The following is a 17,482-nucleotide window of genomic DNA, read 5'->3' as shown; positions in this document are numbered from 1 at the left end:
GGCGGGGAGTATTTTGTGCATTACAAAAAGTTTGGGTGGGTTATTTGCCCGGATGGGAGTTGATGAATTCAAAGCTGCCGTCGTTTTCGGTGGCGATGGGGACGAGGGATTTGTCGACATCCTCGGGTTTGCGCCCGAAGCCAACGGTGTTCACGCGTACGGATTTGTCTGGGTTCAGGTCGGCAATCAATCGCCGGACGGGGGTATCGTTGCCCACTTTGAAAATGCCGTCGGTCATCAGCCAAATGGTGTCGGGTTTTTTCTCGCCAAAGGCTTCGCGCAACGCGCCGCGCGGATCGGTGCCACCGGCGGCGGGGATGGCGTTGACCCATGACTTGATGCGCGCGATATTTTCCGGGGTGGCTGACAAGGGCTCGCCGTCCATCGGCATGCTTGCGCTGTGGTAGAAATAGATGAAAAATTCTTTTTTCGGACCCAGTTTTTGGAGCGTGCGGTACAGCGCTTGTTTGGCGAGTTGCAAGCGTTTGTCAATGCGCATGCTGCCGGAGCAATCGAGAATAAAAACGTACCGCGTTCCTTTCCCGTTTTCCGCTATCTTGGGAAAGAGGTTGGGAATAGTCGCGCCGACCACGGGGGAAGGCGTAGCGCAGCAGCCGAGCACACCGGTGGCCGCCCGGCCCAAGGTGACCCCACCGGCTGATTCGCGATGAGCCAGCACGGTTTTTCCGGAAGTGCCAAGGTCGGCATCATCCGATTGGCGCGCAGAACCATCGGCCGCCACGAGTTGGCCCTGACTTTTGTTAAGGCCGCTCATCGCTTCAGGCGGTGGGTGTTTTTCATCTGCGCCGCTCCAGTGCGCCGTGGCGAGATCGCAGGTGGATAGATTGCGGGTGCTGGCCAACACGGTGGTGGGGCGGCCAATATCCGCGCCGTGGATGAGCACGTAGCTGATTGCCTTGTGTGGCAGGATGCGGCCAATGGTTGGATCGTATTGGGACCAGTCGGCGCGGGCGGCTTGGTTGGCGGCTTCGCGATCGGCATCGCAGGGCGACCACAAAAGTTCAGCCGAACCCAGCCCGGCCCGCAGTGGAGGCAGCGAGAAGATGGCGGCCGGATGGCCGACGAAGTCATCACGTTGAGGCCCAAAAAATTCCCGTTGGGTGGAGGGCGTGAATTGCCATGGCAGGCGGTTTCCGTGTTCGTTTGCAAAAGCAATCAAAGCAGTCGCCAGTTGCCCGAGTTGACTCACGCACTGAACGCGCCGGGCTTTTGCCTTTGCGCGCCCAAGCACCGGCAGCAGTAGTGCCGCCAGCACTCCGACGATCGCAATCACCACCAGCAGCTCAATCAAGGTAAAGCCGCGCCGTGGAGGTGAGGGGATGCCTTCCATATGTGGGCATTGAAACGCCATCTCACGCTGTGGCCAAGAGTAAAAGTGCGGTCATTGACATCTGCATTGGTCTTCGCGAAAGTGCCGTTTATGCCTGATGCCAACCTATTAATCCGCCCCGCCACGGCGGCGGATGTGCCGTTGCTGCTTGAGTTTATCCGCGCCATTGCCGAGTACGAAAAACTGCTCGATGAAGTGGTGGCCACCGAATCGAGTGTGCACGAGTCGCTTTTTGGTGAAGACCGCCGCGCCGCCGTGGAAGCGCTCATTGCCGAATGGGGCGGCGAGCCGGCGGCCTTCGCGGTGTATTTTCATAACTTTTCAACCTTTACCGGTCGGGCCGGTTTGTATCTGGAGGATCTGTTTGTAAAACCGGAATTTCGCCGCCACGGCATCGGTCAACAACTGATGGTGCATTTGGCTAACATTGCCGTGGAACGCAACTGCCCGCGTTTCGAATGGGTGGCGTTGGATTGGAATCAATCCGCCTCGAACTTTTACGAAACCCTCGGCGCAACGCCTATCAGCGAATGGCGCTGTTTCCGAATAAACGGAGAACCGCTTAAAAAACTGGCTGAAACAGTTGAATAACCTCCGGGCGGGACTAGTTGTTGACAACTGGCTGCATCTTTGTTAGTAACTTCGCCCGCGGGTGTCCCCCATCCGCTCTCGGCCGCCAGCGGGATACCCCAAACTCCTCCCCGTTGGCGGCCTTCTTCTTTTCCTCTGTGAATAACTTGTGGATAAACCAAGAGCCGCACGGTTGACAAAGGCGTTTTAAGTGGTACGTTTACGTACTGTTTGATTCAAAAGTAAGCATAGTACGTTCACGTTCGGGCGGGGATTGTGATGGTGAAAACATTCTGGTTATTATGGGTGGGAGTCGCTTTGGGTACGGGCTGTAACGTGCTTGAGGATTGGGGTGGTAATCCTTATGAAGACAATTATTTCCCTCTAAATTCAGTAGCCATAGTGCCCGCAACGGCCGAGTCACCCAATATGGTTAGTGAGCCGGAGGTGCAGCAAACTCTTATGCGGCGGCACGCGGAGCGGGTGAAATTGCACACCGATGGCGGGTGGGAAATTTTGGGGGAATCTGAATTCAATACGTCCAGTTCCGTAAGCACCCGCCAATTACGGAAGCAGGCGCGCGCAGTGGGGGCGGAATTGGTGGTGCATTCGCGTGAATTCGAGCGGCGCGAGCAGGAATGGGTGCAACGTCGCGAGTACGAGCCGGGAGAGCGGATCACGGTGAATGGCACGACCCTCGAACGCCCCGGCAAATGGGTGGACCGCCATGAGCCGGTGTCCCGCCAGTACCATAATTATCGCGCCACATTTTTGCATCGGGGCAGGGAATAAATCAGGAATATTTTTAAGGACAAATTGCGGGCTGCGGGCTACACTTTTGCTATGAGGTTTGCATTCATCTTTGGGTTGTGGGGCTTCCTATCCGTTAGTATTTTTTCGCAGGATGCTCCTATTCCAAACGAAGCGCCCACGCGCGGCGCGGGGTTGCCTGACAAGTTGAAGGCCATCGCTCCCCAATTGGCTGAACAGTTTGCAGCAGAATTAACCAAAGCCAAGGCCGGCGATGCGTTGGCGCAATATGAGTTGAGCCGGTTGCTGGAATGGGGGCAGGGTGCGCCGGTAGATTTACCTCAATCGTTTGAGTGGGCCAATAAATCGGCCACCACCGGTCATGCGTTGGGCCTGTTCCGAGTAGGGATGATGTATCGCTTTGGCATCGGGGTAAAGCCGGATGAAACGAAGAGCAATGCACTATTGAAACGCGCCGCGCCCGGTTTACCTGCGCTGGCTCAGGCGGGTCATCCCTCGGCGGCGCGCGCGTTGGGGCTGCTGCATTATCGCGGCTGGGGCGGATTGGAGATGGACAAAACCGCGGCGCTGAAAATTTTTGAACAGGCCGCGAAGGCAGGCGATCCATTTTCAATTTCAGAAATGGCGGATCAATATTGGGATGGCCTTGGCGCCCGGCGCGATCGCGATCGGGCCCGCAAGCTATACCGCGAAGCATTGCCCAAGCTGATGACGCTCGGCGAGCAGGGAAGCGTGGCGGCGATGTATTTGGCGGGCAACATTTGGGCGAGCCAACGCCATGGCCGTCGCGATTACTTGGAAGCCATTCGCTGGCAACGGCCCTGTGCTGAGCAGGGGTATTCCGGGGCGCAGTTTATGATCGGTGCGCGTTACAGCAAAGGGCACGGAGTGGAGCAAAATGATGTGCTGGCCATGGAATGGTATCGCAAAGCCGCCGCGCAGGGAAACTCCGGTGCCATCAATAACATCGGCTGGATGATTGGCTACGGCCGGGCCGGCGAGGGGGCGGCCAATCCTGATAAGGCGATTGAACATTATCGGCGCGCGGCTGAACGTGGCAACGCAGTGTCGCAAAACAACGTGGGGCTGCGTTTGAAAAATGCGGGCGACACCGAAGAGGAAAAAGCGGCCAATCTCAAAGAGCGTTTTCAATGGCACCGGCGCGCGGCGGAAAATGACAATGCCCGTGGGCAATTCGAATTGGGCGAAATGTACGACACCGGCCAAGGCACGGAGCCCAACCTTGCACTGGCAGTGAAGTGGTACCAACGCGCGGCGGAAAACGACAGTGCGGAAGCGCAATTAGCATTATCCAAAATTTTCGAGGAAGGCCGTGGTGTGCCGCAGAATTTTCAGTTGGCACTTCACTGGCTCGCCCGACTCACGGAGTTTAATCGCGATAAGGACAATCAATCTTTTGCCAGAGATCATCAGACTGCCAAGGGTGCATTGGGTCTTCATGCCAAACTTTCTGCCCGCCTCAACGATGGCTGGCCCGCCCGGCTGGGCGAGCTTGGAGAAGGGGTCGCGCCTGCTGAGGATGCCCCGCCCGCAGAACAGTTTCTCCACGCCGCTCGTCTCGCGTTTGGATTTGGAATGGAGCGAAACGAGGCTGAAGCGTTGCGCTTGGTCCGGCTCTCGGCGGACCGCGGTTTGGCCGATGCGCAGCACATGCTCGCGATCCGCTACGAACAGGGTAGAGACAAAGAACTCAACGATAAAAAATCATTTGAGTTTTACAAACAAGCCGCCGATCAGGGCCACGCTGCTGCGGCCAATCAACTGGGGGTCAAGTTGCTGCTCGGTGAAAGTACTGCGCGCGATGCCCTTGCCGCCCGTAACTATTTCACCCGTGCGGCCGAGGGCGGATATGCCGACGGGATGTTTAATCTCGCCGTGCAATTAGCCCCAAACGATGAGGCCGCCGCGGTGAAGTGGTATCAACGCGCCGCGCAGCTCGGCCAGCCCCAGGCGCTCAATGAAATGGGAGTGCGCCTTTTGACGGGACAGGGCGTGCCCAAGGATGTGGAAGCGGCTGCGCGCAGTTTCCGGCAAGCGGCCTGGCAGGGCCACGCGGAGGCTCAACATAATTTTGCAGGATTATGCCACACGGGCCGCGGGGTGGATGCGAATGAAGTGGAGGCTTTTGTGTGGTGGTGTCAGGCCGCCTTGAGTGGGCACGAAGCCGCCGCCCGGCAATTGGAAGCCTTGGCTTCCAAACTCATTCCGGCCCAACGCCAAGCCGCCATTGCCAAAGCCAATGCCTGGCTCCCTCAGCTCCATGTGCAGCGTGGAGAAATCAAAATCCATTCAGGAGGAAAAAAATGAATCGAATGATCCAATTGATGATGCCCTCTGCCGCTTTGTGCGTCTTGTTCGCTGTTTGTATTTTGAGTGCCGGATGCGGAGCTCTATCATCCGGGCCGAAGCCATCACTCAGTGAATTGGAGATGCGCGGCGGATTGGTTTACTTGAAGGGCGATCCCGAGCCTTACACCGGCGTGAACACAATGACTGACCCCTCCACGGGCCAGAAATATGTGTTGAGCTACAAAAATGGCCGCAAGCACGGACGGTTTGAGGAATGGTACACCCGCACCCAACGCCGCGCAGTGGCGGAATGGCAGGACGGGAAAATCATCTCAGCCTCCTCTTGGAAACCCGATGGCACCGAAGGCAGTCGCGTCGTGAACGGTAGCGGCACGCTCATACTTTTCCACCCCGACGGCACCCGCGAAAGCGAAAAAACCTATCGCAATGGAGTGCAAGTGCCCGGCGCTCCCCAGGGATCCATTGGGGGGAGGGAACCTCGCGCCGCCGTTCCATTGCCGGCCGGCCCGCCCGTTCGGCAAGCATCGGGGCTCTACGTGAACCCGGCCACGGGCCAGCCGTTTCATGGCGACTATGATTATTTTGATGAAGGGATTCGGTTCAAAGGTCGCATGATTCATGGCCAACGCCACGGGCTCATTCGGTCGTGGTACACCGGTGGCGCGCCGTTGATGGAGGCGGATTATTCGAAGGGCAAAATCAACGGTCGATTTGTGGAGTGGTACCCCAACGGCGAACGAATGGTGGATGCCATTTTCCAGCGCGGTCGGCTGGTGCGGGCTACTTCGTGGAAGCTTGGAGGCACTGTGGCATCAGAATTGTCAAAGGGCACGGGCACGCTGATTTTATTTTACCCGCAAGGCGGCAAGCGCCGCGAATCAGTTTATGAAGAGGGCAGGAAAGTGACGCGCATCGCTCAATGACCAGTCCACAAAAAACCCCGCCCAAAGGGGCGGGGTTTAAACTCATCGCACGTGTGCGTTGGGTTTGTTTGATTAGTTGTTTAGTAGAGCAAGCTCTTCCAATTTTTGCCGGCTGCCTTGCTGAGCCGGGCCAACTCCTTGGTGCGATGCTTGAAATGGAGATTCATTTCGCGCTGCGCCAGTGTCCAGTTGATGCGTTTGAGGTTCCGTCGGAAAGCATCCTTTTTATTCTCCCGGAAAAACTTCGGGCCGCCTGAGTAGCCCACTTTGTGGAAGCGGTGGATGGCCACCTTTTCCAGCATAGCGTACTGCTGGCGCGGCCGCCCGTGGGTGTTGGTCGGGAACGTGATGTACGGCGTGCCGTGCCCAAATTCCAACCAATCCGAGAATGCCTCCACGAGTTCGCCGTGGCTGCAATTCCAGTTGATTTGGAAAACATGAAGCGTATTGCCGCCACTCGCTGCCACGGCATCACCGCCGCGGGTTTTGTGCGTGGTGCCGCTGCTGGACACCACAGGGGCATTTGGCAATGCGGTGTAGTCATTGCCCTTGCTCAAAGAAGCCAGCCATTTTTTATTGGCGGGATCTTTGGCAAAGGGGCCTTTGCCGCTGCCCAGTTCGCGATCCAGTTCCCATAAGTAGATTCGGCTGATGGCGGAGCTCGGCAGGTTTTTGTAGCATGAGAAATCCCAATCTTCTCGGGTCAGAGAATTCATGGTCCATTTTTTGTTTGTCATAGTATGAGGTATTTGGTTGTGTCTAGTATAGTTTTCAGACGTTTTTAGCCTAACTGTTTTAGTTAGGGCGCAAAGAGAGTATGGTTTTTCTGGAATTTGTCAATATACTTTATAAATTTTTTTTCTACAAAACTTAAATTACAGAAGAGACCTTGTTTTGTGAGGGTTTTTAGTGTGTTTTACATATGTTTCTTGTGTTGACCGGCTTGGGATGGCAAAAAGCGGGATGAACCGGTTTCGTCATTGGGCTGTTTTTTTGCTGATTGCAGGCGTCGTCGGCGTGACGACAGCTGCAGAATCGTCGTTGGCAAACCAAGCCCTTAACTCGGTTTGGGACGCGGTGAAAGGCTTTGGCGAGCTGGCGCTCAAGGCGGTTTGGCATTGTACCCTGTGGGGCGGGCTGGGCTTTGTGGTGGGCGTGGCGGCGGGGGTTTTCCTGTGGCGCGCACTGCGCGACCGCGGTTGGATGGATATTCCGTGGGGCGGCTACAAATACGTGCGTTGGCTGTGGCCGGTGCTAATGGTGGGGACATTGAGTTTGGGGTCCAGTTCATGGCTGGGTATTTGGGGTGGGGGTCGTGCCATCAAACAAGGTGCGCGCCAGGGGGAAGTATTTGAAAAGGCGGTCGTGAATACTTATTCCGCCATTATGGTGTGGCGGCTCGCGGGCTTGGCAACCGATGCCAATGGTACTTCATTGCTGGAGCGTGATCTTGGCCAGGCGATTACTCTGTTGCGCAAAACCGCTTCCCAAGCTCAATCCAAAGAACGTGCCGTGCGCGAACGGGCGTTGGTGGTGGTGGAACAAAAAACCAATGGCAACTTTTTCGAGAATTGGTTTACGGAAAAGGCAATCGAGTTTATTTGGGATGAACAACTCAAGGGCAATCTCACTGACACCGAAGCGGCGAAAGTTATTGGGTCATTTCAGGCCGACGGGGTTTCCGAATCGGAAGCGGTGGCGTTGGCCAAAAATAAAATTATGGGCGGCGTTCATCTCGCGCTGGATGGATGGGTGGATTCGATGATACACCCCATACTTGCCACAATTTTTGTCATTGCGCTGGGGTTGTTGCTTGGACCGTTGGGAGCTTTTTGGTTTATTCGTTGGCTTTGCTTGCGCGGGAAAAAGGAGCCACCGCTTTTGAATGCGGATTCAAATTGAGGAGTCCTAATTGCTCCGCGCCACCGCTGAGTGCTTGCGCGAAAATCTGTGCACCGACACACTGTGCGCAGACTATTTTAAAAATGAACTCACAATGTGTTTCTCGTTGGGGACTGCCCGTGCTGGCGGTCGTGGCATTGACCGGAAATATCTCGGCTGCGAATGCGGATTTAATTGCTCAAGGCAAAGCGCTTTTTCAGGCCAAGATTTGTTTCACCTGCCATCAGGTGGATGGCGGGCCGCCGGCGCTCGCGGGCGTGGCAATGAAAGCGCCGAAATTCGAAGGCAATTTCTGGGGGCAGGAACGCGAGGTCACCCTCGGATTTGGCGGCAAGGATGCCAAGGCCAAGTTCGATGAGGCCTACTTCATTGAATCCATCCGTAATCCGATTGCCAAGGTGGTGAAAAGTGCCGCGGCACCCATGCCGCCGCCGCCTGCGGTGAATGACGAGGAAATGAAGGCGCTCGTTGCGTATGTGAAAAGTCTCAGTGACGGAACGGCTCCGGCCGGTGCGGGCATTGTGGCCAAGGGGGCGCTGAAGAAATTCCAGTACCGCGTCTACAACGGGTCTTGGAGTAACCTGCCTGATTTCGAGAAGCTGAAGCCGGTGAAATCCGGCAAAGCGGACAGCGGGATCGCCGATACCAATCTTTCCGAGACCCGGGATAATTTCGGGTTGGTAATCGAAGGCGAACTCGAGGTGAAGACCAAAGGCAAATACACCTTCAACCTCGGTTCGGATGACGGTTCGCGGTTGTTGGTCAACGGCGTGCCCGTGGTGGTCAACGACGGTGTGCACGGAGTGGTCAACAAAAACGGCACGGCCACGCTGGATGCCGGTGTGAATCTGATCCGCATTGAGTATTTTGAGAAAGGTGGCGGCGAACATCTCTCGCTCGATATGTCCGGGCCCGGTATCAAGAAACTGCAGCTGGCCCACAACACCGCCCCGCAGGGTGGTGGCAACAAGCCGGCCATCGCCACCGGCAACCCGATTGTGCCGGAGAACAATGAGGCGGTGATGTATCGCAACTTCATTCAAGGCGCCTCCCCACGCGGCATTGGTGTGGGCTATCCGGAAAACGTGAACATTTGTTTCGATGCCAACGCGCTGAATATTGTGATGACCTGGCACGGCGCGTTTATGGACGGCGCCAAGCACTGGAACGGGCGCGGGCAGGGATTCCAGCCGCCCAGCGGCCATTACCTGATCAAGCTCAAGCGCGCGCAGGCGATTGCCGTGTTGCCTGATGAGAAGGCTCCGTGGCCGGAGTTGAAGCTGGGCAACAACGATGATGATCGCGCCAAGGGCCTGCGGTTCCGGGGGTATCGGCTCGTGGAAGGCCGCCGACCGGTGTTCAAGTACACCGCGGGCGAAACGGTGATTGAAGATTACGTGACTCCCGAGGCCGGCGCTCTGCCGGCCTTTACCCGTCAACTCACCCTGACTGGCAGCGGCAAATACTACTATCTCGCCGCCGCCGACGGGTTCATTGAGAAACAGGGCAACAGTTGGAAGGTGGGCCAGAACCTCAAGCTCACAATCGATAGTCCGGACGCGCCCATCCTGCGGGATGGCGCCAACGGCAAGGAACTGCTGGTGCCCGTGATTGTGGATGGCAAGGCCATCCTGCGCGCCAAATACGAATGGGACCTCAACTAAAACTGTTTAAGGAGATTTGATGATGAAAAAACTTACACTGATCGCCGGCCTGCTGCTGGCCGGTTTCACCACTCAGGCTCAGCCGAAGCAGGAGGACTACTACAAGTTCACCCGCGTGCCGTTGCCGGAAAAGGTCGTGCTCGAAGCCGGCGGCATTGCCATGCTGCCCAACGGCAACCTCGCTGTCAGCACCCGCCGCGGCGATATCTACACCGTTAGCAATCCGCTCGGCAAGGCGGACGACATGAAGGTGAAGCTCTTTGCCCGTGGCCTGCACGAGCCGCTTGGTATTCACTGGAGCGACGGCTGGCTGTACGCCACGCAACGCTGCGAAGTAACGCGCATCAAGGACGAGGACGGCGACGGTCGTGCGGATGTCTTTGAAACCTTCACCGACGGCTGGGGCATCAACGGCGATTACCACGAGTACGCCTTTGGATCGCAATTTGATCCCGAAGGCAACATGTGGGTGGTCCTGTGTCTCACCGGTTCCTTCAACAGCAACACTCCTTACCGCGGCTGGTGTGTGCGCGTGAACAAGAAAGGCGAGATGATCCCCACCGCTAGCGGCATTCGCAGCCCCGGCGGCATTGGTCTGAACCATCTCGGCGATGTGTTTTACTCGGACAACCAGGGCCCGTGGAATGGCTCCAGCTCGTTGAAGCACCTGAAGGCGGGCTCGTTTCAGAGCCATCCGGCCAGCTACAAGTGGTGGGATCTGCCGCTCGTGAAAAAGCACATGGGCCCCAACCCGCCCGTGGTGCCCAACAGCAAAAGCCGCATCCCCGTGGAGCGCGAGCGTGTGAAGGAATACGTTCCGCCGGCCTGCGTGCTGCCGCACGCCAAGCTCGGCAATTCCACCAGCGGGTTTGCCTTCGCCAACAACGACAAGTTTGGGCCGTTCAAGAATCAACTGCTTGTCAGTGATCAAAGCCACTCAAACGTCAGCCGCGTGGTGTTGGAAAAGGTCAACGGCGTCTATCAAGGCGCGGCGATCCTGTTCATGACCGGCTTCGGCTCGGGCAACATTCCCTCCTACTACGATCCCAGCGGCGCCCTCTTCGTGGGCGGCAGCGATCGCGGTTGGGGCGCCCGCGGCGGCAAACGGTTCGCGCTCGATCGCGTAACCTGGACCGGTAAAGTGCCGTTCGAAATCCATGAAATGCGCGCCAAACCCGACGGCTTCGAGCTGACCTTCACCCACGAGGTCGATCCCAAGACCGCCGGCGATGTGGCCAGCTATTCCATGAAAGCGTGGACCTACATTCTGCAATCCAGCTACGGCAGTCCGGAAGTCGACCACGTGACGCCCAAGGTCACCTCCGCCACGGTGGCAGCGGACAACAAGAGCGTCCACATCAAGGTCGAAGGCCTCGTGAAAGGGCACGTGCACCATCTCGTGTCCGGCGGCATCCGCTCCAAGGACGGCCTTCCACTCCTGCACCCGAATGCGTATTACACGCTGAACGAAATTCCGAAATAATCGCCTAGGAAGGGCGCGCTGTCTCAGCGCGCCGCGGCAGGTTGGAACCCCGCCGTACCATCAACCTTCACCCGCACAAAACAGTGCGGGTTTTTTTATGCGTACGCGGAGGCGCGGAGAGTTAATCGGGAAAGGAGGAGAGGAGGAGAGGAGGAGAGGAGGAGAAGAGAAAAAACCACTGGTTGGACCACGCAGTGGTTCAGCAATTGTAGCCCCGGGTTTTAGCCCGGGGAGAACGGCAACACAATGTCGCGCCCTGTAGGGGCGCTGTAAAACGTTGGCTCTATACCGCACCCTTGCAGGGTGCTTTGTGTTTACGGGCATTTACCCCACACTGAAGTGTGGGGCTATAATTGCCCCGTCACTACGCGGCGGTTTGTGGGTGTGAGCGGAATGGAATGTTTGTTGAGCCCGTCGAGTAAATAAAATGGGGCAAGGTGGAACTTGCCCCTCCCGGGAGGGACGAGTTCCACCTCGTCCCTCTTGTGGTTTCCCGCTGCGGTTAGGGCCGGGGCTGGATGCGGAGCCAGTTGATGCAGGTGTTGGTTTTGCTGTCTTTGAGGCCGATCTCGAGGGTGAGCTTGCCATCCTGAATTTCCACGGGGAGCCGTTTCTCGGCGAAGAATCCGCTGGCGGTAGTGAGGTTACGGTGCACGGGCTGGCCTTCGAGGGTGACGTTTTGGCCGAATTGTTCGTGATCCGCGTCGCCTATCGAAAGCTCGATCCAATACCGGCCGTTGGGCAGGACGCATTCCCACACGTCATGGCTGCGGGTGAAGATGAATCCGCTGCGCAGAGAGTTGTTGTCGACCGTCCGCAGCCGCGTGCTAGCGGTGAGGTCGCGTTGCCAGCCGAAGCCGGTTTGTTTGTTGAATCGGCCGCCGATGTCATTGATGAAATCGGCCGGTGTGTTGCCGGTTTTGGTGGTGAAATTGATCGCCCGAATCACCTTGGTGCCGGTCGGTAATGGATCGGGCAACCCGTCACTTGTAGAATCGCGTTTCCAGGATTTCCAGCCGGCGGTGAAGGGCAGCGGGTCGGCGGTATCCGGGATGCCGTCGCCATCCGCATCGGTTTTCGATTGCCGCTTGCGGGTGGGGAGAGGTTGGGTTCGGATATGATCCCAAACAAGGCGCGCAATGTTCCGGCGTTTTTCCGTCCGGGTCACGGTGATCTGCGGCGGCTTGTATCCCGCCTTGTTCACGGTGGCGACTACGGCTGAAATCCAGACGGGCGAAGCGGGTTGATCCGGGCGAAAGGAGGTCTCGGTGGCGGTCAACGGCAGCAGCCGGCGCAGGGCCAGTTGTTGGATGGCGACAAAGTTGCGGTCGTACGGATCGACATCTGCAAAGGGCCAAATCGCCAATGGCGCGCCGGTTTTCACCTCCAAGAGGCCCCTCCAGATTTCCGCGAGGTGTGGACGTTGGAACGGCAGATCGGCGGGATCCATCTGATGACGCAGGCTGACGGCGGCCACCGCGCCGCTGGCCTGCCCGGCGTGGATGGATTGATCATGCAAGCGGCAGGAAGACCCGACGATGCTGGAGTAGCCGAGGTTTTTCTGGGCGGCCAAGAGGCCGTGTACGCCTTGCGGCACCAATGCGCGCAGCGGAAACACACTACGCCCCGTGCCGCCGCGACCGAATCGGCGGTTGCCGCGGAACACCGCTTCCCACGGACCGCGCTCGCCTTGATCGGTGGTCCAGGCGCGGCGGGTGGGGTGGAAATCCATCTCGAACTGCCAGGAAAATACCGCGTCCGGAAACATCGTGGTGGCGTAGCCGGAACGGCTGGCGAAGCCCGTTACTTCCTGTTCGCGCACCACATGCCGGGCCACCAGCCGGAGGCTTTCGCGAATGTACGGCTTGGGCGGCAGCTTGTCCTTTGTGCCGAATTCCTCGCTGCGCGCCATGAATTGAAACTTTGGGAAATTCGTTTGCAGATGATGATAATATTTCAATGTATGCCGGCGCGCATCGGCGAACACAATCTCACGTTGCCGCGGCGTCATGGCCACGAGGTTTTTTTTGGAGGCCCCCGGCTCAGTGGCTTCCAGCGCGGCGGCGACAGCGGCAGGGTAGACATCCAGCGGATAATCAATGGACGGATTATTGATCAGCAGAATATCGGGGTGATCAATCTGCTTGAAGCCGTGCCCATCGACCAGCCGGCGCGTGGTGTAGGCAAAGTCCTCGCCGATCCAGCCCCAGAGTTTATTGAAATAATGCGGGTCGTAGCCGGCCGGTTTGGGGAACAGCGTCTTCTCGGGGCGCTCCTCAAGAATCATGCACCAGGTGATGGGATTCAGGTCGGTGCTTGGCTCCGCCTTGGCCGGCGCATTGGGCTCGCCGTATTTCGCCTGAGCATCTTGCCCGGCATTCCATTGGGCACCGCTGCCTTGAATCACATCGCCCCAATCGCTGGCATCAATCGTCAACCGCGCCCGCACCGTCAGGGTCTGGTCCGTCGTGTTGGATCGAAACACCGCTCCCAAAACGCGGTGATTTTCGACCAGCACCTTCTCCAATCGATAATGCGAAACCCGTCGCAGTTGGCCGGTCTGTTCGTACGGTGCGAGCAGTTCGCGAAAGACCGCCTCTGATTCCTTGGGCCGACTGGTGGTGATCACGCGCGTGTTGCCGGGGCGCCGGATGCCGCCGTACAACTTGGCGTTACGCGCCTCGATGGCGTCAATGACCTCGCGGAAAATTCCCGAGCGCGGGATCGGCACTTTGCCGTTGTAACCGTGCGCGCGATTCTCGTCGATCGCGCCCAACCCTTCGGCGCTGAACTGGCCGCCCAGCCAATCGATGTCGTTGACGAGCACAATCCGTTTCACCCCCATGCGAGCCGCCTGCACTGCCGCTGCACAACCGCTCTCCGTCCCGCCGACCACAAGCAGGTCAGTTTCCAACTCCGCCGCCTGCAGAGCGCTTGGCCAAACGAGTGCCACAACAAGGCCCAACCAAATGATGCAAAGTGTTTTCATACGAGAAATCGGTTGCCGTATTTTGACGGGCAATGAATCGAAATCAAAGCAAATGCGCACGTGCCGGGGCGGGGAAAGGCAGAAGGGCAGAGAGGCAGAAGGGCAGAGAGGGAGAGGGGGAGAGGGAGAGGGGGAGAGGGGGAGAGGGGCGAAAAAACCACTGGTTGAACCACGCAGTGGTTCAGCAATTGTAGCCCCGGGCTTTAGCCCGGGGACAACGGCAACACAATGTCGCGCCCTGTAGGGGCGCTGTAAAACGTTGGCTCTATACCGCACCCTTACAGGGTGCTCGTGAATTGGGGGCGTGAGCAACGGTAACTGCTCACGCGGACATGCAATAAATGGGAAAGGTGAAACGCGTGGAACAGATCGTACGTGACGACCTAACGCTCGGTCATACAAAAATGGGGCAAAATCCCCCTTGCCCCCAATATCCAATACTCGCGCCGAAACTGTTCAGGCCAAATCAATCCCCCACCCCGTCGGCGTCCTGATCTGTTACGCCGGAAAGCGGGTGGTTGATGACGGCTTGCCAGGCGATCTTGCGGAAGGTGCGGTCGAGGGCGCGGCTGGGAAATTCCTTGTCGCCGCCGAACGCGATATCGCCTTCAATCAGCTCGGGCGAGCGGCCATAAAGGGTGGCATAGAAAACATAACCTTCCAGCCGATCGAAGCCCGGCCCGAGATGGCCGAGGCGATCGCGCCAAAGAGAGCGGTCCTTCCCGCCAACGGATTTGTGTAGGCCCTGCACTCCGGGCAATTCGCCGCGCAAATAATATTCGGCCGCCAACACCATGGCATCGGAGGTCGGCATGATGAACACCGTGCCGGGATGTTTTTTGTTCAATGTGTCCACCAGTTGCTTGGACTGCACATTTTTTTGTTTGCCCAACCGCTGCCACACCTTGGCCGTGAGCGCTTGCTCGCTCTTGGGCGGATTGGGGCCGAGTTGGTAGAGCTGTGGCCAGGCGTCGGAGAGATAAAACTTCATGCCCGGATTGTACTTCAGACAAAAATCCATCCAGCACAGATAATAGGCCGGCCGATCATTGAAGTACGGCCCCCACATCATGGCCTCCCATTTCGCGTTGGCGATGGAGGGCAACAGCACCGGGCGCGGGCGTTGGTCGAATTGGAAGATGCCGTTTTCCTGTTCCCACTTGTAACGCGTGCTGCCGGTCATGCCGCCGCCGGTGTGCAGATGCAGCGGCTGCTCAAACCCCGCCGCCTTGCAGATGGCCGGCAATGTGCGATAGCCCGGCATCATGAAACTGTGCCCTGTGCCGACAATTCGGAGCACGCCTTCGGTCTTGGGGAAACTACGGATGGGGCCGCGCTTCTTCAGCTCCGCCGGGCTCTGGTACATCAACGCGTGCTTGGGAAACTCCGGCGCCTTGGCCCAGCCGGGATCCACGGTAAATTGACGGGGCGCACCACGTTGCGCCTGCGCACGGCCGTTCTTGAGTTGATCCCGAAACGCGCTGGCTTCGGCAATCGTCAACTGGCCGTCCTTATTGGCGTCCGCCGCAGGAAAGCGCTTCAGCCAGTCAGCCAGTTGTTTTTCCGAAGGCTGCTGCGCGTGCAACGGCCCGGCCCACAACAGGGCCAAAAACAGGAAGCAAAGAGATTTCATAAATGGAGTAGTTATTTCTGAGCCTTCAATGCTTTGAGGTAACTGATAATCGCCTGACGATCGGTTTCATTCAACAGTCCCTGAAAGCCCATCTTCGTGCCGGGCACAGTCTTGGTTGGTGCTGCCAAAAATTGATCCAGTAATTCCGTGGACCAACGCGCATCGCCTTGCGCCATCTGTTTCATGGCGGGAGAATATTCATAGCCCACGGCTGAAGCAACAGAGCTTTCAAAAACAAGGCTAATGTCCGGAGCAATTAGCGTGTTGGAATGACAGGCAGCACAAAGGTTATAGATGGCCGCCCCTCTCTGGGCGAGCGTCATGTTCTCCATGGTTTTTTGATCGAGAATGTATTCGGAACGGATGGCCATCATTTGTTGTGTTTGTTTTGGGGTCATGCCCTTTCGAATCAAGTGATACGCCCGAGCTTCGGTCATGCCGCAGCGGATTTCAATGAGCCCCAGCTCTGTCGCCATGGCCTTGTATTTGGCGGCATCAAAGGTATCGGGCTGACTCCGCAGTTTGGCCATCTCCACCAACAGTTCATCGCGCTTGGCAATAAAGTGTTCGGTTTGTGGCCCAAGTTTTTTCATCGCACTGGTCACGATTGTTTGTTGGTGAGCGTTCAGCATGTTGGCAAATTGCTTGTAGATTTTACCGCGGCTGGCGCCATGGCCGCTTTTGTGCCGAATGGAAACAAAACCAAAAAACTGCGCCGGTTGACCCAGCGGAATGGTTTGGTTGTCTTTCATGGTTCCAGTCAGCCAAGTGAACGCCTTTGCGTAGAGGTCTTCATATTGCGCTGCCAGTTCACGGCTGAGCCCGGGAAGTCGGCCGCGTTTGCGGTTTTGCCCACTCTTGGAGGCGAGGCCGGGGTTTTGCCGCAGCGATCGGAGATGCCTCCATTGCGCATGGGTCAGAGTATCTTCCACCTCGGCAAATGCACGGGCTTCAATGAGTCCCGCCTTGGCGTTCAACCAGCCGAACTCTTTTGCCAATGGCTCCATTTCTTCCTTTTTAAACGCGTCACCGGTGTAGAGATGATGTTCGAGTTTGCGCAGGATTTTGCTGCGGCAGGCCCACCAAGCCTTCAGGACGGCTTCCTCCTCTTTCACGGCTTTAAGCATCACAGCGCGTTAAGCAGTGCCAGAGATCAGTGAATCGTCACAAAGAAAATAAACAACTCTTTGAAACCTGGAGCCGCGTGCTGGGTTCCCAGGTCAAACAAGATTCGAAAGCAATGCTGTTGATGAAATACGACGACGTTAAATTCTTCGGCCTTTAATTCATGCACTAATCGCTTCGTCGTTTGTTCCGGTCTGATCCTAATCCAAGCGGCGGAGCGGTTAATTGATTGTTGCGTTCCATGCACCCAAACGTAACCTGACCCCAGCATCAGTTGAGATTTGACGACTGGCAAGACACCCATGCCCGAGAGTGGAAAGAATAATAACAGTGTATTTCAAAGATTACAAAGAAGCACAAGCTGCCGCTAAGCAATCGGGTAAGGTCTTGAAGGCACATCCTAATGGAAAAGGATGGGTTTTGGTCAAAAAGAAACTCCGGAGCCAAATCCAAAGACACCCAAAGGTGTCTTTGGATTACTTATCAAAAAAATCAACCCCACCCCCATCCTTTTCAGGAACAATTCCCCACACAAAACCGGATCCGAAAAATAAAATTCCCGAGGAGCAGCGAAGGAAGGTTGACGATGGGATTGGAGGAAGTCGGGAAGCCTGGGAAAATAAACGGAAAGGTTATATCGGAGATGGGCGGACCCAATAGGCGATTTATAGATTGCATTCCACCTCCACGCGAAGCCTTTGGAATACATCGCCATGCTCACGTCCTTGGCAGTGCGCGTT

12 protein-coding genes are annotated in these 17,482 nt (G+C 57.1%); 7 read left to right on the top strand and 5 right to left on the bottom strand.

Annotated features, from left to right (window positions below):
• Nucleotides 1-40: 40 nt before the first annotated feature.
• Complete coding sequence (locus H8E27_12250) at nucleotides 41-1,351, bottom strand: prepilin-type N-terminal cleavage/methylation domain-containing protein (GenBank protein MBC8326385.1); 1,311 nt, start codon at nucleotides 1,349-1,351, stop codon at nucleotides 41-43.
• 90 nt (nucleotides 1,352-1,441) lie between these two features.
• Here H8E27_12250 and H8E27_12245 point away from each other — a divergent pair, with 90 nt between their 5' ends.
• The 4 genes from H8E27_12245 (at nucleotide 1,442) to H8E27_12230 (ending at nucleotide 5,946) form a co-directional block, all read left to right on the top strand.
• Nucleotides 1,442-1,942 (top strand): GNAT family N-acetyltransferase, encoded by a 501-nt coding sequence (locus tag H8E27_12245; GenBank protein ID MBC8326384.1) that lies wholly within the window; start codon nucleotides 1,442-1,444, stop codon nucleotides 1,940-1,942.
• 381 nt (nucleotides 1,943-2,323) lie between these two features.
• Complete coding sequence (locus tag H8E27_12240; GenBank protein ID MBC8326383.1) at nucleotides 2,324-2,713, top strand: hypothetical protein; 390 nt, start codon at nucleotides 2,324-2,326, stop codon at nucleotides 2,711-2,713.
• A gap of 51 nt (nucleotides 2,714-2,764) precedes the next feature.
• A complete protein-coding gene (locus H8E27_12235) occupies nucleotides 2,765-5,020 on the top strand; it encodes a sel1 repeat family protein (GenBank protein ID MBC8326382.1) in 2,256 nt (751 codons plus the stop codon).
• Nucleotides 5,017-5,946, top strand: a complete 930-nt coding sequence (locus H8E27_12230; GenBank protein MBC8326381.1) for a hypothetical protein — start codon at nucleotides 5,017-5,019, stop codon at nucleotides 5,944-5,946. The genes H8E27_12235 and H8E27_12230 overlap by 4 nt, the downstream gene beginning before the upstream one ends.
• 80 nt (nucleotides 5,947-6,026) lie before the next feature.
• On the opposite strand, the gene H8E27_12225 is transcribed toward H8E27_12230, so the two are convergent.
• A complete protein-coding gene (locus H8E27_12225) occupies nucleotides 6,027-6,662 on the bottom strand; it encodes a hypothetical protein (GenBank protein MBC8326380.1) in 636 nt (211 codons plus the stop codon).
• A gap of 247 nt (nucleotides 6,663-6,909) precedes the next feature.
• Here H8E27_12225 and H8E27_12220 point away from each other — a divergent pair, with 247 nt between their 5' ends.
• The 3 genes from H8E27_12220 to H8E27_12210 all read left to right on the top strand — a co-directional run bounded on the left by H8E27_12220 (nucleotide 6,910) and on the right by H8E27_12210 (nucleotide 10,995).
• Nucleotides 6,910-7,848: a hypothetical protein gene (locus H8E27_12220; GenBank protein ID MBC8326379.1), complete on the top strand. Its 939-nt coding sequence runs from the start codon at nucleotides 6,910-6,912 to the stop codon at nucleotides 7,846-7,848.
• A gap of 83 nt (nucleotides 7,849-7,931) precedes the next feature.
• Nucleotides 7,932-9,512: a c-type cytochrome gene (locus H8E27_12215; protein ID MBC8326378.1), complete on the top strand. Its 1,581-nt coding sequence runs from the start codon at nucleotides 7,932-7,934 to the stop codon at nucleotides 9,510-9,512.
• A 22-nt stretch (nucleotides 9,513-9,534) separates the two neighbouring features.
• Entirely contained in the window at nucleotides 9,535-10,995 is a 1,461-nt protein-coding gene (locus H8E27_12210) for a hypothetical protein (GenBank protein ID MBC8326377.1), read from the top strand.
• A 502-nt stretch (nucleotides 10,996-11,497) separates the two neighbouring features.
• Here H8E27_12210 and H8E27_12205 read toward each other — a convergent pair.
• From H8E27_12205 to H8E27_12195, 3 genes are all read right to left on the bottom strand, one after another.
• The gene (locus H8E27_12205) at nucleotides 11,498-13,984 is read right to left on the bottom strand and encodes an FAD-dependent oxidoreductase (protein MBC8326376.1); all 2,487 of its coding nucleotides are present in this window, start codon (nucleotides 13,982-13,984) and stop codon (nucleotides 11,498-11,500) included.
• Between the two features lie 466 nt (nucleotides 13,985-14,450).
• Nucleotides 14,451-15,599 carry a hypothetical protein gene (locus H8E27_12200; GenBank protein MBC8326375.1) on the bottom strand — a complete coding sequence of 383 codons (1,149 nt, stop codon included), beginning with the start codon at nucleotides 15,597-15,599 and terminating at the stop codon, nucleotides 14,451-14,453.
• A gap of 29 nt (nucleotides 15,600-15,628) precedes the next feature.
• Nucleotides 15,629-16,744 carry a hypothetical protein gene (locus H8E27_12195; protein MBC8326374.1) on the bottom strand — a complete coding sequence of 372 codons (1,116 nt, stop codon included), beginning with the start codon at nucleotides 16,742-16,744 and terminating at the stop codon, nucleotides 15,629-15,631.
• Nucleotides 16,745-17,482 lie beyond the last annotated feature (738 nt).

It is taken from the genome of Limisphaerales bacterium, assembly GCA_014382585.1.
Taxonomy (GTDB): domain Bacteria; phylum Verrucomicrobiota; class Verrucomicrobiia; order Limisphaerales; family UBA1100; genus JACNJL01.
This window is presented reverse-complemented; position numbering and strand designations above follow the sequence as displayed.

Excerpts from the sequence above, each read along its gene's own strand:
- H8E27_12250 (MBC8326385.1), bottom strand. The coding sequence starts at position 1,351 with ATGGAAGGCATCCCCTCACCTCCACGGCGCGGCTTTACCTTGATTGAG.
- H8E27_12245 (MBC8326384.1), top strand. The coding sequence starts at position 1,442 with ATGCCTGATGCCAACCTATTAATCCGCCCCGCCACGGCGGCGGATGTG.
- H8E27_12235 (MBC8326382.1), top strand. The coding sequence starts at position 2,765 with ATGAGGTTTGCATTCATCTTTGGGTTGTGGGGCTTCCTATCCGTTAGT.
- H8E27_12230 (MBC8326381.1), top strand. The coding sequence starts at position 5,017 with ATGAATCGAATGATCCAATTGATGATGCCCTCTGCCGCTTTGTGCGTC.
- H8E27_12225 (MBC8326380.1), bottom strand. The coding sequence starts at position 6,662 with ATGAATTCTCTGACCCGAGAAGATTGGGATTTCTCATGCTACAAAAAC.
- H8E27_12220 (MBC8326379.1), top strand. The coding sequence starts at position 6,910 with ATGAACCGGTTTCGTCATTGGGCTGTTTTTTTGCTGATTGCAGGCGTC.
- H8E27_12215 (MBC8326378.1), top strand. The coding sequence starts at position 7,932 with ATGAACTCACAATGTGTTTCTCGTTGGGGACTGCCCGTGCTGGCGGTC.
- H8E27_12210 (MBC8326377.1), top strand. The coding sequence starts at position 9,535 with ATGAAAAAACTTACACTGATCGCCGGCCTGCTGCTGGCCGGTTTCACC.
- H8E27_12205 (MBC8326376.1), bottom strand. The coding sequence starts at position 13,984 with ATGAAAACACTTTGCATCATTTGGTTGGGCCTTGTTGTGGCACTCGTT.
- H8E27_12195 (MBC8326374.1), bottom strand. The coding sequence starts at position 16,744 with ATGCTTAAAGCCGTGAAAGAGGAGGAAGCCGTCCTGAAGGCTTGGTGG.